The sequence below is a fragment of the Kitasatospora sp. NPDC032121 genome, from assembly GCF_055580145.1.
The window spans coordinates 1-24569 of sequence record NZ_JBVILX010000021.1; the positions used below are offsets into that span (position 1 = coordinate 1).

Consider the following 24569-nt stretch of genomic DNA (forward strand, 5'->3'; position numbering starts at 1 on the left):
TCCGTAGCAGGGGCAAGGGGCCTTGGGGGGTCAGGGGATCAGGGCGGGGCAGCGGGCCCAGGAGGGATTGGGGGGTTGGGGGGGGCTGCGGGGCGGGGGGGGCCCCGCGGTGTCGCGGCCCCCGCCCCTGGTGTCGGTGGTGGTCACGTCGGCTACCGCCGGGCGTCCATGGCCTCGGCCAGGCTCCTGGGCCGCATGTCGGTCCAGGACTTCTCGACGTACTCCAGGCAGGCGGCGTGGGTGTCGGGGCCGTGGGCGACGGTCCAGCCGGCCGGGACGTCCGCGAACTGCGGCCACAGCGAGTGCTGGTTCTCGTCGTTGACGAGCACGAGGAAGGTGCCGTCCTGGTCGTCGAAGGGGTTGGTCATGGGTCAGTCCTCCTGGTGGTGGTGGGAAACGGTGGTGTCGCCGGTGGCCTCGGCGATCCTGGCGGCCAGGACCGGTCCGATCTGGGCCAGCGATCCGGCCTGGGTCATCCGGTTGTGCCGGGTGGTGACCTCGTGCGATTCGATCCGGCCGGTGACGTAGGGCTGCCAGATCCCCGGCCCGGCGTTGTCCTCGGCGTTGCGGTCGATCGTGGAGTTGAAGAGCAGCAGGTCCCCGTCGAAGGTCCCGGGGACGAAGTCGACCGCCAGCTTCGCGTTGTTGATCATGATCTGGACGACCACCTCGACCTGCCGCTCGGTCAGGCCGGCCAGCGCGCTGCCCCGCCGGTTCAGCACCTCGGCGACCTCCGCGTAGGTGATCTCCCGGTCGCCCAGCTCGTCCGGGTCGACGTCGAGCACCCCGACGAGCACGTCCCGCTCGGTGGGCACCGGCACCTCCTCGAACTTGACGTCCTTCACCGGGTAGGCGTCGAGGATCGCCAGCAGCGCGGTCCGCTCGCCGCGCGACTGCAGCTCGCAGGCGAGCGCGTGGGCGATCAGCCCGCCGGCGGACCAGCCGAGCAGCAGGTACGGGCCCTCCGGCTGGATCTTCCGGATGTGGTCGGCGTAGTCGGCCGCCATCTCCTCGTAGGACGTCGGCAGCGGTTCGGGCCGGCCGAGGCCGCGCGCCTGGATCGCGTAGACCGGGTGCTGCGGGCCGACGTGGTTCAGCAGCCCGCTGTACGACCAGCTGATGCCGCCGCCGGGGTGGACGCAGAACAGCGGCGTGCCCGTCCCGGTCGAACGCAGCGGCAGCACCACGTCCAGCGCGTCGTCGGGATCGTTCATGACCAGGCGCTCGGTGAGCCCGGCCACGGTCGGCGCCTCGAAGAGCATGCGCAGTCCCAGCTCCAGGCCGAGGGTCTCGCGGACCCGGGAGGCCAGCCGGGCGGCCAGCAGCGAGTGCCCGCCCAGGTCGAAGAAGTTGTCGTCGATGGACACCAGCTCCCGGCCGAGGACCTCGGCGAACAGGCCGCACAGCAGCTGCTCCTGCGGCGTCCGGGGGCCGCGGCCCGCGTCCGACGTCCCGTACTCGGGGGTGGGCAGGGCGGCCCGGTCGAGCTTGCCGTTGGCGGTCAGCGGCAGCGCGTCCACGGTGACGAACGCCGCCGGCACCATGTAGTCGGGCAGTTCACGGCGCAGCCGGGCGGACAGCTCGACCACCTCGGGCGCGCCCTCGGGGGCGGGCACCAGGTAGGCGACCAGCCGCTTGTCGCCCGGCCGGTCCTCGCGGGCGACCACGGCCGCCTGGGCGACGCCCGGGCAGCCCGCCAGGACGGCCTCGATCTCGCCGGGCTCGATCCGCAGGCCGCGCAGCTTGACCTGGTGGTCGGCGCGTCCGGCGAACTCCAGCGCGCCGTCGGCCCGCCACCACGCCAGGTCTCCGGTGCGGTACATCCGGCTCCCGGACGGCCCGTACGGGTCGGCGGTGAAGCGCTCCGTCGTCAGGCCGGGCCGGCCGTGGTAGCCCCGGGCGACACCGACCCCCGCGAGGTACAGCTCGCCGACCATCCCCACGGGCAGCGGCCGCAGGTGCTCGTCGAGCACGTAGGCGCGCATGTTGGCCATCGGGCCGCCGATCGGCACGGAGGCGGCCTGCTCGGGCAGGTCGCGCACCGGGTGGCAGGTGGCCAGGGTGGTGGCCTCGGTGGGGCCGTAGCCGTTGACCACCTCGATGCCGGGGCAGGCCTCCAGCACCCGGGCGGCGGCGGCCGGGGAGACCACGTCGCCGCCGGTCCACACCTCGCGCACCCCGGCGAGCAGGCCGGGGCGCTCCTCGGCGACCAGCCGGAAGAGTCCGGCGGTGAGCCACAGTCCGGTCACCCCGTGGGTGCCGATGGTGTGCTGGAGCAGGTCGAGGTCGAGCTGCTCGGGCGGTGCGACCACGATCCGGCCGCCGCCCAGGAGCGGCACCCACAGCTCGTAGGTCGAGAGGTCGAAGGCCGTCGGCGAGTGCATCAGCACCCGCTCGTGTCCGCCGCCGCGCCATTCGGGGGTCAGCGCGTGGCCGACCACGTCGCGGTGGGTGACGGCCACGCCCTTCGGCCGCCCGGTCGAGCCCGAGGTGTACATGATGTACGCCAACTGTTCTGGCTCACACGGGACTTCGACGTCGGACGGGTCGGGCTCGGCGTCCACCAGGGCGCCCAGCACCTCCTCGGTGAGCACCAGGGCCGCGCCGCTCTCCCGCAGGATCAGTTCGATCCGGGATGCCGGGAAGCGCGAGTCCAGCGGCACGTAGGCGCCGCCCGCCTTGATGATCGCCAGGATGGCCGTGACCAGGTCCGCCGAGCGTTCCATCAGCACCGCGACGGGTGTCTCCGGCCGGACGCCCCGGCGGACCAGTGCCCGTGCGAGCCGGTTGGAGCGCCGGTCGAGCTCCCGGTAGGTCAGCTCGGTGCCGCCCGCCACGACGGCGACCGCGTCCGGGGTGGCCCGCACCTGGCGGGCGAACAGCTCCGGCACCGCGGCCCGGGGCAGCTCGGCCGCCGTGTCGTTGAACCCGTGCAGCAGTTGGTGGCGTTCCGCCTCGGACAGGAGGTCGATCCGGCCGATCGGCCGGTCCGGGTCGGCGACCGCGGTACGCAGCAGCCGGGCCAGGCGGTCGAACAGCAGCTCCACGGTGGGCGCGTCGAACAGGTCGGTGGCGTACTCCACCGCGCCGACCAGGCCGTCGGGGCCGCCGTCCGGGCGGAACTGCTCGGCCAGGCTGAAGGTCAGGTCGACCCGGGAGGTCCCGGTCGGCGCCTCCAGGTGGCCGGTCTCCAGCCCCGGCAGCGCGAACTCGCCCAGCGGCGCGTTCTGCAGGGCCAGCATGACCTGGAACAGCGGGTGGCGGGCCAGCGACCGCGCCGGGTTGACCACCTCGACCAGGTACTCGAACGGCACGTCCTGGTGGTCGTACGCGGCGAGCGCCTTCTGCCGCACCCGGCCGAGCAGTTCGGCGAATCCGGGATCGCCTCCGGTGTCGGTGCGCAGCACCAGGGTGTTGACGAAGAAGCCGACGAGGTCGTCCAGGGCCTGGTCGGTGCGCCCGGCGATCGGGCTGCCGATCGGGATGTCGGTACCGGCGCCGAGGCGGGTGAGCAGCGCGGCGAGGCCGGCCTGGAGCACCATGAACATGCTGGCGCCGCGCTCGGTGGCGAGGTCCCGCAGGGCCTGGTGGAGTTCGGCGTCCAGCCGGACCGCGACCCGGTCGCCCAGCTGGGAGGCCACCGGCGGGCGGGGCCGGTCGGCGGGCAGCTGGAGCTGCTCCGGAATTCCCGTCAACTCGTCCTTCCAGTAGGAAAGTTGCCGGGCGAACAGGCTGTCCGGGTCGGTGGCGTCGCCGAGCAGGTCGCGCTGCCAGAGCGTGTAGTCGGCGTACTGCACCGCCAGCGGGGCCCACCGCGGCTCCTCGCCCCGGCAGCGGGCCGCGTAGGCGGCGGCCAGGTCGGCGGAGAGCGGGCCCATCGACCAGCCGTCGGCGGCGATGTGGTGCACCACGACCAGCAGCGCGTGCCGGTCGGGCGCGAGCGCGTACAGCTCCGCCCGGACCGGCGGCTGCGCGGCCAGGTCGAAGCCCCGCTGGGCCGTCCGCGCCAGCCGTTCGGCCAGGCGGCCCTCGTCGAGCTCGACCAGCGGCAGCTCGGGGTACGCGTCCGCGGCGCTCAGCACGACCTGGTACGGCACGCCGTCCGTCTCGCGGAAGACCGTCCGCAGGCTCTCGTGCCGGGCGACCACGTCCGCGAGCGCGGCGTGCAGGGCCGGCCGGTCGAGTTCGCCGGTCAGGCTCAGCGCGAGCGGCATGTTGTAGGTGGCGCTCGGCCCGTCCATCCGGTGCAGGAACCACAGCCGGCGCTGGGCGAAGGACAACGGCACCCTCCCCCGGCCTTGACCGGGAGGTGCCCCCATCGGGCGCGGCCGGGCGGTCAGCGCGGGCCGCGCCGTTCCGGAGCCGTCGAGGCGGGCCGCCAGGGCGGCCACGGTCGGGGTCTCGAAGAGCGTGCGGACCTCCAGTTCCGCGCCGAGGGTCGCCCGGACCCGGGAGGCCAGCCGGGTCGCCAGCAGGGAATGCCCGCCCAGGTCGAAGAAGCTGTCCTCGACCCCGACCTGCGCCAGCCCGAGCACCTCGGCGAACAGCTCGGCGAGGAGCTGCTCCTGCGGGGTGCGCGGCGCCCGCCCGGCCACGGCCGGGCCGAGGTCGGGGGCGGGCAGGGCACGGCGGTCGAGCTTGCCGCTGGCGGTCAGCGGCAGCGCGTCCAGCGCCACGAACGCCGAGGGGACCAGGTAGTCGGGCAGCCGGCCCCGCAGCCAGTCGCGGAGTTCGCCGATGAGGGCGCCGGTGCCCCGGCTGCCGGTCGGGCGGTTGGTCAGCGAGGACAGCGGGACGCCGGCCCGTCGCGCCGGCCGGTAGGCCTCGACGGGTGCGTCCGCCGGCCCGTCGGTGGAGGCGGAGGCGGTGGAGCCGGTGGAGGCGGTGGAGCCGGTGAAGAGCGCGTCGAGGGCTTCGGGCGCGTCGGCCGACCAGGTGAGGCTGACCCGGCGGCCGAGCTCCCCGCCGAGGGCGTGGAAGTCCTCCGGGTCGGGCAGGTCGGCGCCGTCCGGGCCGTGCAGCCGCTCCAGCAGCCCGGCGAGGGTGCCGTCCCCGTCGCGCACCGCCCGGGCCAGCTCGGCCTCGCGCGCGACGCGGCGGTTCGGGATCCCGCTGAGGCGCACCGGGCCGGTGCCCGGCCGCCCGAGCAGTTCGCGCAGCTCCGCCAGGCCGGCGACGTCCCGGCCCCACGCCAGGTCCAGCGGCTGGACGGGTACGGCGGGCCGCTTGTGCAGCGTCACGTCGTAGCGGTAGCGGCTCAGTTCGTTGTGGTGGCGGCCGCGCTTGACCTCCACGGCCACCGCGCCGATGTCCGTGTCGTGCTCCGCGCCACGCTCCCGCAGGGCGGTGAAGAAGTCCGGGTCGACCAGGAGTTCCTTCTCGACCCGCAGGGCCTGCTCCACCGCGCGGCGCACCGCCGCGAGGTCGGCGCCGTCCCCGGCGCGGTGCAGCTGGACGGCCGTGGCCAGCGGGCGCAGCAGCCGCAGGTTGCGGACGTCGCCGATGAACAGCGCGCCGCCGGGGGCGAGCAGCGCCGTCAGCTTCCCGATCACGTCGGCCAGGTACTCGGCGGACGGGAAGTACTGCACCACCGAGTTGATCACGATGGTGTCGAACGTCCCGGCCGGCAGCCCGTCGGTGTCGTGCGCCGGGCGGGTCCGGAGCACGACGCGCTCGGCCAGGTCCGGTTGGCGCGCCACCTGGGCGGCCAGCGCGTCGATCGCGGTGGCGGAGAAGTCGGTCGCCCAGTAGGTCTCGCAGTGCGGGGCGATCCGGGAGAGCAGCAGCCCGGTGCCGACGCCGACCTCCAGCACCCGGCGGGGGCGCAGGGCCAGGATCCGGGAGACGGTCGCGTCGCGCCACTCCCGCATCTGCTCGACGGGGATCGGGGCGGCGTCGTAACTGCTGTTCCAGCCGACGAAGTTCTGGCCGAACGCGGCTTCCTCGGGGGTGATGGGCAGGGCGTCGTAGATGCCCCGCCACTCGTCCACGTGGTCGGCCTCGATGCCGCTGTCGCGGGCGGGCTCCTGCCGCGGGACGACGTAGCCGATGAGCCGGTCGCCCTGGGCGAGGACCGCGGCCCGGGCGACGGCGGGGTGTTCGGTCAGGGCCGACTCGACCTCGCCGGGCTCGACCCGGAAGCCGCGCACCTTCACCTGGTCGTCGGCCCGGCCGAGGTACTCCAGCTGGCCTCCCCCAGCCTCCGGCCGGGGGGACCCCCATGCACGGAAGCGGACCACGTCCCCGGTGCGGTACATCCTGGCGCCCGAGGGACCGAACGGGCAGGCGACGAACCGACCGGCCGTCAGACCGGGCCGGTTCAGGTACCCGCGCGCCAGGCCGGCGCCGGCCACGTACAGCTCCCCCGGCACTCCCGGCGGCACCGGTCGCAGCCGCTCGTCCAGCACGTAGACCCGGGCGTTGGTGATCGGACGGCCGATCGGCGGCACGCCGGACGCCGGCGACAGCGGGTCGCTCATCGTCGCGCACACGGTCGTCTCCGTCGGACCGTACGCGTTGATCATCCGCCGGCCCGGCGCCCAGCGGTCCACCAGCTCCGGCGGGCAGGCCTCACCGGCCACCACCACCGTGGACACCACCGCCACCGAGCACACCGGCAGGGCGGCCAGGACGGACGGCGGCACGGTCACATGGGTGACCGCCAGGCCCGGGTCGGTCAGCGCGGACAGCGGCTCGGCCGCCGGGGGCAGTACCAGGGCCGCGCCGCGCAGCAGGGCGGTGAAGATCTCCGACACCGAGGCGTCGAAGCTGGGCGAGGCGAACTGGAGCACCCGGCTGCCGGGTTCGATCGCGAACCGCTCGATCTGGGCGGCCACCAGACTCGCCACACCGCCGTGGCCGACCACGACGCCCTTGGGGCGGCCGGTCGAGCCCGAGGTGTAGATCACGTAGGCGGGGTGCCGGACGTCGAGCGCGACCTCCGGGTCGGTGTCCGGCCAGTTGCCGTCCGAGAGCATCGCCGGATCGTCGACCAGCACCGCCGGACGGGCGTCGTCCAGCATGAACGCGATCCGGGCGGCAGGGTACGCCGGGTCCACCGGGAGGTACGCCGCCCCGGCCTTCAGCACACCGAGGACGGCCACCACCGACTCCACCGAGCGAGGCAGCGCCACCGCCACCAGCTGCTCCGGCCCGACGCCGCGCGCGATCAGCGCGTGCGCGAACCGGTTCGCCCGCGCGTTCAACTGGCGATACGTCAGCTCGATCTCGCCGTGGACGAGCGCGACCGCATCCGGCGTCGCCGCGACCTGCGCCGCGAAGGCCCGCGGCACCGGGACGGCGTCCACCTCGCGGGCGGTCGCGTTGCCGCGCTCCAGCAGCCGGTGCCGCTCGTCGGCGTCGAGGAGGTCGATCCCCCCGATCGGCCGTTCCGGGTCGGCGGTGACCGCCTCCAGCAGCCTGGCCCACCGTGCGGCAAGGGCGGTGACCGTCGAGCGGTCGAACAGGTCGGTGGCGTACTCGACCGCGCCGACGATCCCGGCGGGGCTCCCGTCCGGGCCGAACTGCTCGACCAGGCTCACTCCGAGGTCGAACTTGGCGGTTCCGGTGGCCACCGCGTAGGTGGCGACGTCCAGTCCGGGCAGCGAGAACCGGCCCATCGGCGCGTTCTGCACGGCCAGGATCGTCTGGAACAGCGGGTGGTGGGACAGCGACCGGGCGGGGTTCAGCACCTCCACCAGGTGCTCGAACGGCACGTCCTGGTGCGCGTACGCCGACAGCGCCGTCTCCCGCACCCGGCCCAGCAGCTCGGCGAAGCTCGGATCACCGCTGGTGTCGGTGCGCAGCACCAGCGTGTTCACGAAGAACCCGACCAACTCGTCCAGCGCCTCGTCGGTACGACCCGCGATCGGACTGCCGATCGGGATGTCCGTCCCCGCACCCAGCCGGGTGTACAGCGCCGCCAGCGCCGCCTGCAGCACCATGAACAGACTCGTGCCGGTGCGCCGCGCCAACTCCGTGAGGGCGACGTGCAGTTCGGCGTCGAGTTCCAGGCCGACGTGGTCCCCGTGCCGGCCGGCGACGGCCGGCCGGGGCCGGTCGGTGGGCAGCGCGAGCAGCTCCGGGAGGTCGGACAACTGCCGCTTCCAGTAGCCGAGTTGCTCGGCGAACCGGCTCTGTGGGTCGGCGGCGTCGCCGAGCAGCTCGCGCTGCCACAGCGTGTAGTCGGCGTACTGCACCGGCAGCGGGGCCCACTGCGGCTCCTCACCCCGGCTGCGGGCCGCGTACGCCTCGGCCAGGTCCCGGGCCAGTGGGCCGGTGGACCAGCCGTCGCCGGCGATGTGGTGCATGACCAGCAGCAGCACGTGCTCGTCGGCCTTGTCCGCGAGCGCGAACAGCCCGGTCCGCAGCGGGGGCTCCACCGCCAGGTCGAACGGCTGCCGGGCGAACTCGGCCAGCCGTTCGAAGAGTTCGGCCTCCAGCACCTCGGTCGACCCTGCCCGGGGGCGGGCCGCGGCCGGATCCAGGACGCACTGGCGGGGGACGCCGTCGATCTCCGGGAAGACCGTCCGCAGGCTCTCGTGCCGGGCCACCACGTCGGCCAGCGCCCGGTCCAGCGCCGCCCGGTCCAGCGTTCCGGTCAGCCGGAGCGCCAGCGGGATGTGGTAGGTCGCGGCGGTGGCGTCCATCCGGTGCAGGAACCAGAGCCGGCGCTGCGCGAAGGACAGCGGCACCGCGTCCGGTCGCTCGTGCACGGTCAGTGCCGGACGGGCGTGGCCGGCCCCGGCCAGCACCCCGGCCAGGCCCGCCACGGTGGGCGCCTGGAAGAGCGCGCGCAGCCCCAGTTCCACGCCGAGCACCGAGCGCACCCGCGCGGCCAGCCGGGTGGCGAGCAGGGAGTGCCCGCCCAGGTCGAAGAAGTCCTCGTCGACCCCGACCTGCGGCACGCCGAGCACCTCCGCGAACAGGCCGCACAGGATCTGCTCCTGCGGCGTGCGCGGCGCCCGGCCCGCCTCCGTGGCCACGGCCTCCGGCGCGGGCAGCGCGGCGCGGTCCAGCTTCCCGTTCGGCGTCACCGGCAGCGCGTCCAGCACCACGAACGCCGACGGGACCAGGTAGTCGGGCAGCCGGTCGCGCAGGTGCGCCGCCAGCTCCACCGGCCGGACCGCCGCGCCGGGACGCGCGGCCACATAGCCGACGAGCCGGTCGTCCCCGGCCACGACGGCGGCCTGGGCGACGGCGGAGTGGCCGGCCAGGGCGGCCTCGACCTCACCGAGTTCGACGCGGAAGCCGCGCACCTTCACCTGGTCGTCGGCCCGGCCGACGTACTCCAGCTCGCCTCCCCGGACCTCCGGCCGGGGGGACCCCCATGCACGGCGCCGCACCAGGTCACCGGTGCGGTACATCCTGGCGCCCGAGGGACCGAACGGGCAGGCGACGAACCGCCCGGCCGTCAGACCGGGCCGGTTCAGGTACCCGCGCGCCAGCCCGGGGCCGGCGACGTACAGCTCCCCCACCACCCCCGGCGGCACGAGACGCAGCCGCTCGTCCAGCACGTACGCCCGGAAACCCGCGACCGGCCGACCGATCGGCGGCACGCCCGCCCCCGGGGACAGCGGCTCGCTCATCGTGGCGCACACCGTCGTCTCCGTCGGACCGTACGCGTTGATCATCCGCCGGCCCGGCGCCCATCGGGCGACCAGCTCCGGCGGGCAGGCCTCGCCCGCCACCACCAGGGTCGACGCGGTCACCGAGCCCTCCGGCAGCGCGGCCAGGGCCGAGGGCGGCAGGGTGACGTGGGTGACGTCCAGTCGCTGGTCCGCCAGGGCCTCCAGCGGGGCCTCGGCCGGGGCCAGGACGAGGGCGGCGCCGGTCAGCAGGGCGCCGCACAGGTCCCAGAAGGAGGCGTCGAAGCTGGGCGAGGCGAACTGGAGCACCCGGCTGCCCGGCGCCACGCCGAGCCGCTCGGTCTGCGCCGCCACCAGGCCCGACACCCCGCTGTGGCTCACGGCCACGCCCTTGGGGCGGCCGGTCGAGCCCGAGGTGTAGATCACGTACGCCGGGTGCCGGACGTCCACCACGACACCCGGATCGCCGTCCGACCAGTCCCCGTCCGAGACCATCGCCGGATCGTCGACCAGCACCGCCGGACGGGCGTCCTCCAGCATGAAGTCGATCCGCGCCGGCGGGTACGCCGGATCCACCGGCAGGTACGCCGCCCCGGCCTTCAGCACACCGAGGACGGCCACGACGGCCTCCACCGAGCGGGGCAGCGCCACCGCCACCAGCTGCTCCGGGCCGACACCCCGGGCGATCAGCGCATGCGCGAACCGGTTCGCCCGCGCGCTCAACTGACGATACGTCAGCTCGGTGTCACCGCAGACGAGGGCGACCGCGTCCGGCGTCGCCGCGACCTGCGCCGCGAACAGCTCCGGCAGGCTCGCCGCCGCCGCCTCGCCGTCGACGGCGGGCAGCAGCTCGCGCCGCTCCTCGGCGGACAGCAGGTCGATCCCGCCGATCGGCTGGTCCGGGGCGGCGGCGACGGCCGCCAGCAGCCTGGTCCACCGGGCCACCAGCGCCTCGACCGTCGAGCGGTCGAACAGGTCGGTGCTGTACTCGACCGCCCCGCTGAGCCCGGCCGGCGCGCCGTCCGGCCCGTGCTCCTCCGCGAATCCGAAGGTCAGGTCGAGCCGCGCGGTCCCGGTGAGCACCGTCACCCCGGAGACCCGCAGGCCGGGGAGGTCGAAGTCGCCGCCCGGCGCGTTCTGCACGACCAGCCCGGTCTGGTACAGCGGGTGGTGGGACAGCGAGCGGGACGGGTTCAGCGCCTCGACCAGGTGCTCGAACGGCACGTCCTGGTGCGCGTACGCCTCCAGCGCCGTCTCCCGCACCCGCCCCAGCAGCTCGGTGAACGACGGATCACCGCTGGTGTCCGTCCGCAGCACCAGCGTGTTGATGAAGAACCCGACCAGCTCGTCCAGCGCCTCGTCGGTGCGCCCCGCGATCGGGCTGCCGATCGGGATGTCCGTCCCCGCGCCCAGCCGGGTGTACAGCGCCGCCAGCGCCGCCTGCAGCACCATGAACAGGGTCGCGCCCGAGCGGCGCGCCAACCCCACCAGCGCGGTGTGCAGTTCGGCGTCGATCCGGAGTTCCAGCAGGTCGCCGCCGTATGACATGGTGGCCGGGCGCGGTCGGTCGGCGGGCAGCCGCAGCTGCTCGGGCAGCCCCGCCAGCGCCTCGCTCCAGTAGCCGACCTGACGGGCGAACACGCTGTCGCCGTCCTGCTCGTCGCCGAGGATCTCGTGCTGCCACAGGGTGTAGTCGCCGTACGTCACCGGCAGTGGCGGCCAGGTCGGCGCCCCGCCCCGCTGCCGGGTGGTGTAGGCGGTGGCCAGGTCGCGGGCCAGCGGGCCCAGGGACCAGCCGTCTTCGACGATGTGGTGCATGACCAGCAGCAGCACGTGCTCGTCGGTCTTCTCCGCGACCTCGAACAGTTCCGCCCGCAGGGGCACCTCCGAGGTGAGGTCGAAGCCGCGCACCGCCGCCTCGCGCAGTAGGGCGGGCAGTTCCGCCTCCCCGGCCGCGCGCACGGTCAGCGGGACGGCGGCCTCGGCGGCGTCCAGCACCCGCTGGTACGGGACTCCGGCGAGGTGCGGGAAGACGGTGCGCAGGGTCTCGTGCCGGGCCGCCACGTCCGCGAGCGCGGCGCTCAGCGCGGCCCGGTCGAGGTCGCCGGAGAGCCGCAGGGCGAGCGGCATGTGGTAGGTGGCGCTCGGCGCGCCGAACTGCTGGAGGAACCAGAGCCGGCGCTGGGCGAAGGACAGCGGCATCGGGTCACGGCGGGGCCGGGCCACCAGGGCCTGCCGCGCGGCGCCGGCGTCGTGCAACCCGGCCGCCAGTCCGGCGGGTGTCGGGGTCCGGAACAGGCTGCGCAGCTCCAGCTCGACCCCGAGGGTCGCCCGGACCCGCGAGACCAGCCGGGTGGCGAGCAGGGAGTGCCCGCCCAGATCGAAGAAGTCCTCGTCGACCCCGACCCGGGCCACTCCCAGCACCTCGGCGAACAGCTCGCAGAGGATCTGCTCCTGCGGGGTGCGCGGCGCGCGACCGCCGACGGTCGTGCCGGTCGGCTCGGGCGCGGGCAGCGCGGCGCGGTCCAGCTTGCCGTTGGGCGTCAGCGGCAGCGCGTCCAGCAGTACGAACGCGGACGGCACCAGGTAGTCGGGCACCCGCTCGCGCAGGTACGCCGCCAGCTCCGCCGCCGTCGCACCGGTCCCGGCCGCAGGGACGACGTACGCGACGATCCGGGTCTCGCCCGGCCGGTCCTCGCGGGCGAGCACCGCGACCTGGGCGACGCCCGGGTGGGCCGTCAGCTCGGCCTCGATCTCACCCGGTTCGATCCGGAAGCCGCGCACCTTCACCTGGTGGTCCACCCGCCCGGCGAACTCCAGCTCCCCGTCGGCGCGCCAGCGGGCCAGGTCGCCGGTGCGGTACATCAGCGCGCCCGCCGGGCCGTACGGGTCGGCGACGAACCTGCTCGCCGTCAGCCCCGGCCGATTGAGGTAGCCGCGGGCCAGCCCCGCGCCGGCCAGGTACAGCTCGCCCAGCACCCCGGGGGCCACCGGCCGAAGAGACGAATCCAGCACGTACACCCGGCAGTTGGTGATCGGTCGGCCGATCGGCACCGGCAGCGGGCAGTCCGCCGGGTCGGCCGGCAGCGGGTAGGCGGTGATCACATGGGTCTCGGCGGGCCCGTAGTGGTTGTGCAGCACCCGGCCAGGGCGGCGGGCCTGGAAGCGGCGCACCGCACCGCCGAGGCGCATCGCCTCGCCGGCCTGGGCGATCAGTCGGAGGGCCGGCAGCTCCAGTCCGGCCTCCTCGGCGGCCTCGGCCAGCGCCTCGACCACCAGGTTGGGCGCGAACAGCTCGCCCACCCGGTGCCGGTCCAGCCAGTGCGCGAACAGCTCGGCGCTGCGGCGCTGTTCCTCGGTCGGCACCACCAGGGTCTTGCCGTACAGCAGCGCGGAGAGCAGCTCCTGCACCGAGACGTCGAAGCTGATCGCGGTGAACTGCGCGGTGCGGGTGCCGGGTTCGCCGCCGACGGCCTCGTGGTGCCAGGCCAGCAGGTTGAGCAGGCCGGCGGCGGGCATCACCACGGCCTTGGGCCGGCCGGTGGAGCCTGAGGTGTAGATGACATAGGCCGGGTGCCGGGCGTCCACGGCGACGGCCGGGTCGTGCTCCGGCCACTCCCCGGCCGGGGTGACGGCGGCGAGGTCGTCGAGGACGACGGCCGAGCGCGCGTCCTCCAGCATGTACGCGATGCGAGCGGCCGGGTAGTCCGGGTCGACCGGCAGGTACGCCGCACCGGTCTTCAGCACCGCGAGGACGGCGACCACCAGCTCGGCGGAGCGCGGCAGCCGCAGCGCGACGACCTGCTCCGGCCCCACCCCCCACGCGATCAGCGCGTGCGCCAGGCGGTTGGCCCGGCGGTTCAGCTCCCGGTAGGTCAGGGTGTCCTCGAACACCACCGCCTCGGCCTCCGGGGTGGCCCGGACCCGCGCCTCGAACAGGGCCGGCAGTGTGGCGGCGGGCACCGGCCGGGCGGTGTCGTTGCGCGCGACCAGCAGCTCGTGCCGCTCCTCGGCGGTGAGGACGTCGATCCGGCTCAGCGGCCGGTCCGGCTCGGCGGCCACCGCCGCCAGCAGCCGCAGCCACCGGGCGACCAGCGCCTCCACCGTGGCGTGGTCGAACAGGTCGGTGCGGTACTCGACCCGCCCGACGATGCCCTCGGCCGGCCCGCCGGTGCCGCCGCGCTCCAGCAGGTGGAAGCCGAGGTCGAACATCGTCGTCGGCGTCCGCACCAGGAGGATCTCGGCGCTCAGACCGCTCAGCGTGAACTCGGTGCGGGGCGTGTTCTGCAGGGCGAGCAGCACCTGGAACAGCGGCTGGCGGGCGAGCGAGCGGGACGGGTTGATCGCCTCGACGACGTGCTCGAACGGCAGGTCCTGGTGGGCGTACGCGCCGAGCGCGGCCTCCCGGACCCGGCCCAGCAGCTCGGCGAACGACGGGTCGCCACTGGTGTCGGTCCGCAGCACCAGGGTGTTGACGAAGAACCCGACGAGGTCGTCCAGCGCCTGGTCGGTGCGGCCGGCGATCAGGCTGCCGAGCGGGATGTCCGTGCCCGCGCCGAGCTTCTCCAGCAGCGAGGCCAGGGCGGCCTGCAGCACCATGTACACACTGGCGCCGTGCTCCCGGCCCAACCGGACCAGCCCGGCGTGCAGTTCCGCGTCCAGCTCGACCGCCAGGTGGCCGCCGCGGTGGGAGGGGGTCGCGGGGCGGTGGCGGTCGGCGGGGAGCCGGATCTGCTCCGGCAGGCCCGCCAGCGTCCGCTTCCAGTAGGCCAGCTGATGGGCGAACAGGCTGTCCGGGTCGGCGGCTTCGCCGAGCAGCTCCCGCTGCCACAGGGTGTAGTCGGCGTACTGCACGGGCAGCGGCGCCCACCGCGGCGCCTCGCCCCGGCGGCGCGCCGCGTAGGCGGTGGCCAGGTCGGCGGCCAGCGGACCCAGCGACCAGCCGTCACCGGCGATGTGGTGGATCACCAGCAGCAGCACGTGTTCGTCGGCGGAGAGCTCGAACAGCTCGGCGCGCAGCGGCGGTTCGGTCGCGAGGTCGAATCCCCGCGCCGCCACGGCCGTCAGCAGCCCCGACAGCTCCGCCTCGCCGACGCGGGTGACGGGCAGCCGCGGCGGGGCGCTTCCGGCGTCCAGTACGTCCTGGTGGGGCACCCCGTCGACCTGGGGGTAGACGGTGCGCAGGCCCTCGTGCCGGGCGACGACGTCGCCGAGCGCCGCGTGCAGGGCGGCCCGGTCGAGCCCGCCCGACAGCCGCCACGCCAACGGCATGTTGTAGGCGGAGCCGGCGTCCTCCAGTTGGTGCAGGAACCAGAGCCGCTGCTGCGCGGACGACAGCGGCACGGTGCCGGGCCGCTCCGCGCGGCGCAGCGCGGTCCGCGCCCGGCCGCTCCGGCCGAGCCCGGCGGCGAGCCCGGCCACCGTCGGCGTCTCGAAGAGGGCGCGCAGCTCCAGTTCCACTCCGAGGGTCGCCCGTGCCCTGGCGACCAGCCGGGTGGCGAGCAGGGAGTGCCCGCCGAGGTCGAAGAAGTCGTCGTCGGCCCCGACCTCGGCCACGCCGAGCACCTCGGCGAACAGCTCGGCGAGGACCTGCTCCCGGGGCGTGCGCGGGGCCCGGCCGGTGCGCGCCGCCCCGTGGACGGGTGCGGGCAGCGCGCGCCGGTCCAGCTTGCCGGTGGCCGTCAGCGGCAGGCTCTCCAGGGGCACGAAGGCGGCCGGGACCATGTGGTCCGGCAGTCGCTCGCGCAGGTGCGCCCGCAGCTCGTCCGCTCGGAGTTCCGCCCCGGCGACGGGCACCGGATAGGCGACCAGGCGCACGTCCCCTTCCCGATCCTCTCGGACGGTCACGGCGACGTGGGCGACCTGCGGGTGTTCCGCCAGCGCCGCCTCGATCTCGCCGAGTTCGATCCGGAAGCCGCGCACCTTGACCTGGTCGTCGGTCCGGCCGAGGAACCACAGGTTCCGGTCCGTGCCCCAGCGCACCAGGTCGCCGGTGCGGTACATCCGCGAACCGCTCGGACCGAACGGGTCCGCCACGAACCGTCCCGCGGTGAGTCCGGGCCGGTTCAGGTAGCCGCGGGCCAGGCCCGCTCCGGCGAGGTACAGCTCGCCCGCCACGCCCGCGGCCACCGGCTGCAGCGCGCTGTCGAGGACGTACAGCCGGATGCCTCCGAGCGGCCGGCCGATCACCGGGCGGGGGCTCGACGCCACTGCCGCGACGACCGCGTCGACCGTGCACTCGGACGGTCCGTAGTAGTTCAGGCAGGAGACGTCCTCGACCGCCCGCAGCCGCTCCCACAGCCGGTCCGGAACGGCCTCCCCGCCCATCGAGACCACCGCCGGACGACGCGTCGGATCGTCCAGGAGCCCCCGCGCCACGAGCACCTGAAGGTAGGACGGGGTGGCGTTGACGTAGTCCAGCCCGGCGCGTGCCACGTAGTCCACGAAGGCGTCCGGGTCGGACCAGGTCGCCTCGTCCAGGACGTGCAGTTCGTGGCCCGCGTACAGGCTGGAGATCTGGTCGCAGGAGGCGTCGAACGACACGGAGGTGGTCAGTCCGATCCGCAGCCGCTCCTTCGTCCGCCGGGGGAAGAGCAGCGGACGCTGGCTGACGAAGAGGTTGAGCAGGCCGCCGTGGGTCGACACCACGCCCTTGGGCTTCCCGGTGGAGCCGGAGGTGTAGATCACGTAGGCCGGATGCCTCGGGTCGATGGCCACCAGGGGGTCCGTCGCCGGGCAGCCGGCCACCATGGCGGCCGTCCGCGGGTCGTCGAGCACCAGCCACCCGGCCGGGCCCGCCTCCGGCAGCCCGTCCCGTGTCCGGGCGTCGGTCACCACCAGGACCGGACGGGCGTCATCGAGCATGTGCCCGATCCGCGCGGCCGGGTACTCGGGATCGAGCGGGACGTAGGCCGCTCCGGTCCTCAGCACGGCGAGGATCGCCACCACCAGCTCGGCCGACCTCGGCAGGGCGACCGCCACCAGCCGCTCCGGCCCCGCGCCACGCGCGACCAGGGCGTGTGCCAGCCGGTTCGCCCGCGCGTCCACCTCCTCGTACGTCAGCGAGACGTCCCCGCACACCAGTGCCACCTGCTCCGGTGTGGCGCGCACCTGCGCCCGGAACAGCTCCGCCACGCTCGCGGCCGGAAGCTCCACCTCCGGTCCGGTGCCGAGTGCCGCCAGGTCGCCGTGTTCCGCGGCGGAGAGCACGTCGCACCGGCTGAGTCGCCGCCGCGGGTCGGCGATCACGGCGCGGAGCAGTCGCTCCCAGCGCGCGACCATCGTCTCGACGGTGGCCGGGTCGTACAGGTCCGCGGCGTACTCGACGACGACGTCGATCCCCTCCGGGGTGGGGGCCCCTCCCGGGCCGCCGGACCCGGCGGGACCGTCCGACGCGTGCCGCTCGGACACCGTGAAGGTCAGGTCGAGCTTGGCGGTGGTCGTGGTCAGCGGCATGTCGTCGACGTGCAGCCCGGGCGGCGTGAAGTCGGCGCCGGGGGCGTTCTGCAGCACCAGCATGACCTGGAACAGCGGGTGGTGCGCCAGCGAGCGCGCCGGGTTGAGGTCCTCGACCAGGTGCTCGAACGGCAGGTCCTGGTGGGCGTATCCGGCCAGCGCGGTGTCCCGGACCCGGCCCAGCAGTTCCACGAAGGTCGGGTCGCCGGAGGTGTCGGTGCGGAACACGAGGGTGTTGACGAAGAAGCCGACCAGCTCGTCCAGCGCCTGGTCCGTCCGGCCGGCGACCGGGCTGCCGAGCGGGATGTCGTCGCCCGCGCCGAGCTTGCTCAGCAGTGCGGCCAGACCGGCCTGGAGCACCATGAACAGACTGGTGCCGTGCGCACGGGCGAGCTCGCGCAGACCGCGGTGCAGTTCGGCGTCCAGTCCGGCGTGCACGAAGCCGCCCCGGTGCGAGGCGACCGCCGGGCGGGGCCGGTCGGCGGGCAGCTGGAGCAGCTCCGGCAGATTCGCCAACTGCCGGGTCCAGTAGGAGGACTGGCGGGCGAGCAGGCTGTCGCGGTCGCCGGCTTCGCCGAGCAGCTCGTGCTGCCACAGGGCGTAGTCGGCGTACTGGACCGGCAGTTCCTCCCACCGCGGCGCCTCGCCGCGGCGGCGCGCCGTGTAGGCGGCGGTCAGGTCCCGCGCGAGCGGGCCGAGCGACCAGCCGTCACCGGCGATGTGGTGGAGCACCAGCTGGAACACGTGGTGGTCCGGTGCCGGCTCGAACAGAGCGACCCGCAGCGGCACGTCGACCGCCAGGTCGAACGGGCGGTCCCTCGCCGCCGCCAGCGCGGCCGGCAGCCCGGCCTCGGTGGTCGGGCTCACGAGCAGCCGCGGGCGGGCCGCCGCGACGTCCAGCACCCGCTGGTGCGGCACGCCGTCCACCGCGGGGAAGACGGTGCGCAGGCTCTCGTGCCGGGCCACCACGTCCGCCACGGCGGCCTCCAGGGCCCGCCGGTCCAGCACCCCGGACAGCCGCCAGGCCAGGGAGATGTGGTAGTTCGCGTCGGCGCCCTCCAGCTGGTGCAGGAACCACAGCCGCCGCTGCGCGAACGACAGCGGGATCGCCTCGGGGCGCTCCCGCCGTACCAGGGCGGCCTGCGCCGGTCCGGCCGCCACCAGGGCGGCGGCCAGGCCGGCCGGGGTCGGTGCCTCGAACAGGGTGCGCAGCGGCATCTCCACGCCGAGCGTCGCGCGGATCCGGGCGGCCAGGCGGGTGGCCAGCAGCGAGTGCCCGCCGAGGTCGAAGAAGCCGTCGTCGACGCCGGCCGACGCCACGCCGAGGACCTCGGCGAACAGCTCGCAGAGGATCTGCTCCTGCGGGGTGCGCGGCGCGCGGGCGGCGGCCGCCGGGGCGAGGTCGGGGGCGGGCAGGGCGCGGCGGTCGAGCTTGCCGTTGGCGGTCAGCGGCAGCGCGTCCAGCAGGACGAACGCGGACGGCACCAGGTGCTCCGGCAGCCGCTCGGCCAGGTACCCGCGCAGCTCGGCCGGGCGTGGCGCGGCTGCGGCGGCCGGCACCAGGTAGGCGACCAGCCGGGTGTCGTCGGCGCGGTCCTGTCGGGCCAGCACGGCGGCCTGGGCGACGCCGGGGTGCGCGGCGAGGGACGCCTCGATCTCGCCGAGTTCGATGCGGAAGCCGCGGACCTTCACCTGCTGGTCGGCCCGGCCGACGTAGCGCAGGCTGTGGTCCGTGGCCCGGCGCACCAGGTCGCCGCTGCGGTACATCCGGGAGCCGGCCGGCCCGAAGGGGTCGGCGAGGAACCGCCCGGCGGTCAGGCCGGGCCGGTTCAGGTAGCCGCGGGCCAGGCCCGGGCCCGCGACGTACAGCTCGCCCGCGACGCCCGGGGCGACCGGGCGCAGGCCGTCGTCGAGCACGTACGTCCGCAGGTCCGGCAGGGCCGTGCCGATCTCCCCGGCGGCGGTGCCGGGGCTGTCGAGGGCCGCGTGGGTGACGTGCACGGTGGTCTCGGTGATGCCGTACATGTTGACCAGCAGCGGCGCGTCCTCGGGGTGCCGCTCGTACCAGCTCGCCAGCCGGGCGTGCTCCAGCGCCTCGCCGCCGAACACCACGGTGCGCAGGGCGAGTTCGGGGCCCGCCTCCTGGTCCGCCCGCATCAGCTGGTAGAAGGCGGAGGGTGTCTGGTTGAGCACCGTCACCCGCTCGCGGGCGAGGAGTTCCAGGAACGCGCGGGGCGAGCGGCTGGTCTCGTGGTCGACGACCACCAGCCGGCCGCCGTGCAGCAGCGGGCCCCACAGCTCCCACACCGAGAAGTCGAAGGCGTAGGAGTGGAAGAGCGTCCAGACGTCCTCGGCGGAGAAGTCGAACAGCTCCCGGGTGGTGTCGAACAGCCGCACCACGTTCCGGTGCGGGACCACGACGCCCTTGGGGTTGCCGGTGGAGCCGGAGGTGTGGATGACGTAAGCCGCCTGGCCGGGGTCGACCGCGACCTTCGGATCGGTGTCCGGCTGTCCGGCCAGGTCGGCGGTGTCCAGCGGAAGCCGGTCCACGCCGTCCGCTCCCGGCAGCTCGCCGGCCGCGCCGGTCGTCACCAGCAGCGCGGGGCGGCCGTCCTGGAGCAGGTAGGCGATCCGGGCGGCCGGGTAGTCCGGGTCCACCGGGAGGTACGCGCCGCCCGCCTTGAGCACGGCGAGCACCGCCACGACCTGCTCCGCCGAGCGCGGCAGGGCCAGTGCGACGAGCTGCTCCGGGCCCACCCCCCGGTCGATCAGGGCGTGCGCCAGCCGGTTCGCCCGGGCGTTCAACTCGCCGTAGGTCAGGGTGACTTCGCCGTCCGTGAGGGCCTCGGCGGCCGGGTTCGCCCGCACCTGCCGCTCGAACAGCGCGGTCAGGCCGAGCTCCGGCGGCCGCTCGCCCCGGTCGGTACGGGCCGGGAGCAGCGCGGCGAGTTCCTCGGCGGACAGCACGTCGACCCGGCCGATCCGCCGGCCGGGGTCGGCGGCCACGGCGCGCAGCAGCCGCAGCCACCGCTCGACGATCCCGGCGGCGGTGGCCTCGTCGAACAGGTCGGTGCTGTACTCCAGGACGCCCGAGAGCCCGTCGGGCTGTTCGGCCAGGATGAAGGTCAGGTCGCACTTGGCCGTCCCGGTGTGGACCAGGTCGGTGGCCACCCGCAGCCCCGGCAGGTCGAAGGTGGCGAGCGGCGCGTTCTGCAGGGCGAGCATGGTCTGGAACAGCGGGTGGTGCGCCAGTGTCCGGGTCGGGTTCAGCGCCTCCACCAGGTGCTCGAACGGCACGTCCTGGTGCGTGTACGCGGCGAGCGCGTCGGCGCGCACCCGGCCGAGCAGTTCGGTGAAGGACGGGTCTCCGGAGAGGTCGGTGCGCAGCACCAGGGTGTTGACGAAGAAGCCGACCAGCTCGTCCACGGCCTCGTCGGTGCGTCCGGCGATCGGGGTGCCGATCGGGACGTCGGTGCCCGCGCCGAGTTTGCCCAGCAGGGCGGCCAGTCCGGCCTGGAGCACCATGAACAGGCTGGCTCCGCCGTCCCGGGCGAGCGCACGCAGGCCCTGGTGGAGCTCGGCGTCGATCCGCACCGGCAGGTGGGCGCCCCGGTAGGACATCGCGGCCGGCCTGGGCCGGTCGAAGGGAAGCTCGACCTGTTCCGGAAGGTCCGCCAACTTCTCCTTCCAGTACGCGAGTTGGATGCTCAGCAGGCTGTCCTGGTCGGTGCCGTCGCCGAGCAGCTCGCGCTGCCAGAGGGCGTAGTCGGCGTACTGGACGGGCAGCGGCGACCACTGCGGCTTCGCGCCCTGCGCGCGGGCCGCGTAGGCGGTCGTCAGGTCCCGTGAGAGCGGCCCGGCCGACCAGCCGTCACCGGCGATGTGGTGCATCACCAGCAGCAGCACGTGCTCCTCGGCCGCCGTCCGGAAGAGTTCGGCGTGCAGCGGCGGCTCCCCGGCGAGGTCGAAGCCGTACCGGGCCGCCGCCGCCAGCCGCTCCGGCAGCTCGCGCTCGGCGGTCTCGGTCATCCGCAGCCGAGGCCGGGCCTCGTCCGGGTCCAGCACCCGCTGGCACGGCACGCCGTCGACCGTCGGGAAGACGGTGCGCAGGCTCTCGTGCCGCTCGACCAGGTCCGCCAGGGCGGCCTCCAAGGCCCGCTGGTCCAGCTCGCCGGACAGCCGCAGGGCCAGCGGGATGTTGTACGTGGCGCTCTGGGCGGGTTCCATGCGGTGCAGGAACCACAGCCGCCGCTGCGCGAAGGACAGCGGAACGGTGTCCGGCCTCTCGCGCGGCCCCAGCGCCGGGCGTGCGCGGCCCGCGACGTCCACGGCCGCCGCCAGTTCCGCCACCGTCGGCGCGTCGAACAGGTCGCCGAGCCGCAGTTCCACGCCGAGTGCCGAGCGGGCCCGGGCGACCAGCCGGGTGGCGAGCAGGGAGTGCCCGCCGAGGTCGAAGAAGCTGTCGTCCAAGCCGGGTTCGGACACCCCGAGCACCTCGGCGAACAGTCCGACGAGCAGGTGCTCGGTCGCGGTGCGCGGGGCGCGGCCCCGGACGGCGGTGGTCTGCTCGGGCGCCGGGAGGGCGCGCCGGTCGAGCTTGCCGTTCGGGGTCAGCGGCAGGGCGTCCAGCAGCACGTACGCGGCCGGCACCATGTGCCGGGGCAGCCGGTCCCGCAGGTGGTCGCGCAGCGCGGTGTCGGTCGGCGCGGCTCCGGGCTCCGCGACGGCGTAGGCGACCAGCCGCGGTTCCTCCTCGGTGCGCACCAGCACGGCGGCCCGGGCGACCAGCGGGTGCTCGGCGAGCACGGCCTCGATCTCGCCGAGTTCGACCCGGAAGCCGCGGACCTTCACCTGGTCGTCGGTGCGGCCGAGGAACTCCAGGTTGCCGGACGCGTCCCAGCGCACCAGGTCGCCGGTGCGGTACATGCGCGATCCGCTCGGCCCGAACGGGTCCGCCACGAAGCGCCCGGCGGTCAGCCCCGGCCGGTCGAGGTAGCCGCGGGCCAGCCCCGCGCCCGCGACGTACAGCTCACCCGCCACACCGGCCGGCAGCGGCCGCAGGGCGCCGTCCAGCACGTACAGCCGGGCGTTGCCGACCGGCCGCCCGATCACCGGGCGCGGGCTCGAACCCAGCGGCGCCACCACCGAGTTGACGGTGCACTCGGACGGTCCGTAGAGGTTGAGGCAGCGCACCCCCTCCGCCGCCCGCAGCTGCGCCCAGAGCCGCTCCGGGACGGCCTCGCCGCCCGCCGCGACCACGGCCGGCCGCCGCCGCGGGTCGCTCAGCAGCCCGTGCTCGACGAGTACCCGGAGGTAGGACGGGGTGGCCTCGACGTAGTCGAGCCCGCACCGCCCGGCGTAGGCGACGAAGGCGTCCGGGTCGGTCCAGGTCGCGTGTTCCAGGACGTGCAGCTCGTGGCCCCCGAACAGGGCGAGCAGCTGGTTCCAGGAGGCGTCGAAGGAGACCGAGGTGGTCAGCGCCACCCGCAGCCGCCGCCGCTCCGCGAGCACCGGCGCGAGCTGCACCTGGCGGAGGTCGGTGAGCAGGTCGAGCAGGCCGCCGTGGGTCGGCAGCACGCCCTTGGGCCGCCCGGTGGAGCCGGAGGTGTAGATGACGTACGCGGGGTGGTCCGGGTGGACGGCCACCATCGGGTCGGTGTCCGGCAGCCCGTCCAGGTCGGCGGTGTCCAGCACCAGCCGGTCGACGGACCCGGCCTGCGGAAGCCGCCCCTCGCCGCGGGAGTCCGTGACCAGCAGGGCCGGCCGGGCGTCGTCGAGCAGGTAGGCGATCCGGGCGGCCGGGTACTCGGGGTCGACCGGGACGTACGCCGCGCCGGTCTTCAGCACCGCGAGGATCGCCACCACGAGCTCCGCCGAGCGTGGCAGGGCCACCGCGACCCGCCGCTCCGGCCCGGCTCCCCGCGCGATCAGGGCGTGCGCCAGCCGGTTGGCCCGCCGGTCCAGCTCCGCGTACGTCAGCGAGACGTCGCCGCAGACCAGCGCGACCAGGTCCGGGGTCGCCCACGCGTGCTCCCGGAACAGCTCCGGCAGGCTCGTGGCCGGGGCCGGCGCGACCGGCCCGGCACCGAGCACCGCCGCCTCGCGCCGCTCCTCGGCGGTGAGCAGTTCGATCCGGCCCACCGGCTCGTCCTGGTCGCAGTCCGCGACGGTGTCCAGCAGCGCGAGCAGCCGCTCCTGGTGGCCGGCGAGGTCGTCGTCGCCGTAGGCCTCCGGCGAGCCGTGCAGCCGCAGCAGCGGCGGGTTGCCGTCCCGGTAGTCGAAGACCCAGACGGCGAGGTCGGTGGTCGACCCGGACACGAAGTGGTGCACGTCGGCGGGGTGCCCGGCGAAGCTCGGCCGGGAGTTGAAGGCCATGATGTTGACGATCAGCGGGAACGCCGTGCCGATGCCGCCGGGGGCGCCGAGGTCGCGCAGCAGGTCCTCGCTGCGGTAGCGCTCGTGCGCGACGGCCGTCTCGACCTCCCGCGCCGCCTGGGCGACGAGCTCGCGCCACGGCAGGTCCGGTCGCACCGTCAGCCGCAGCGGCACCACGTTGGACATGGTGCCCGGCACCGCCGTCAGGTCGCGGTCGGCGCCCCGGCGCGCGGTGACGGGCATGGCGAGCACCACGTCCTGGTTGCCGGTCAGCCGGTGGACGTAGAGCGCCGTCGCCGCGATCACCAGCCGGGACCACCGGACGCCGGAACGGCCGGCCGCGGCCCGCAGGGCGTCCGGGCGGCGCAGTTCCCGCTCCTCGGCCAGCCGGAGGGCGCGGTGCGGGTCGGTGGCGGAGGTGTCGGCGAGCCAGGTCGGGGCGGGCAGGTCGGCGAAGCGCCCGGTCCAGTGGGCGCGGTCGGCGGTGAAGTCGGCGGACGCGCGGTAGGCGGCGTCGCTGTCGACCAGGTCCCGTAGCGAGCCGAAGGGGCACGGCGGCACGGCGCCGCCCTCGGCGAGCGCCGAGTACACCTCGCCGACCCGCTGCCGGAGCATGGAGCTGCTGATCGCGTCCAGCACGACGTGGTGGTAGTTCAGGTACCAGAGGAACTCCGTCGGCGACGCCTTGATCAGCGCGTGGCCGAACAGTGGGTCCCGGGCGAGGTCCAGCGGGCGCAGCAGGTCCCGTTGCATCCACTCCACGGCCGCCGCCCTGGGGTCCGGCTCCCCGCTGAGGTCGAGGTGCGCGGGCGCCCAGTCCCAGCTCTCCCGAAGGACCTGGCGCGGGCCCTCGCCGTCCTCGACGAAGGTCACGTGCAGGGCGTCGACCTCGTCGACGACCCGGCGCAGCGCGGTCTCGAAGAGCTCCCGGTCCACCGGCCCGTGGATCTCCAGGCACTCGCCGACGCGGTAGCCCGGGATCGGTGTCCTGGAGCGTTGCTCGGCGAGCCAGATCTCGCGCTGGGCCGCGGTCAGCGGAAGGACGTCGCCGTCGCGACGGGACATGGGGGTACCTCCAGAAGTGTGGGCAGGCGTGCGGGCAGGGCGCGCCGGGCCCCGCCGGCCGCGGTGGCGTCACGCGGTCGGCGGGCG

Annotated in this window: 2 protein-coding genes; both read right to left on the reverse strand. The window is 75.0% G+C overall.

What is annotated here, in order from left to right:
* Positions 1-152 precede the first annotated feature (152 nt).
* Positions 153-368 (reverse strand): MbtH family protein, encoded by a 216-nt coding sequence (locus tag ACZ5OX_RS33885; protein WP_392878922.1) that lies wholly within the window; start codon positions 366-368, stop codon positions 153-155.
* Between the two features lie 3 nt (positions 369-371).
* Positions 372-24482, reverse strand: a complete 24111-nt coding sequence (locus ACZ5OX_RS33890) for a non-ribosomal peptide synthase/polyketide synthase (protein ID WP_465635435.1) — start codon at positions 24480-24482, stop codon at positions 372-374.
* Between the last annotated feature and the right edge of the window lie 87 nt (positions 24483-24569).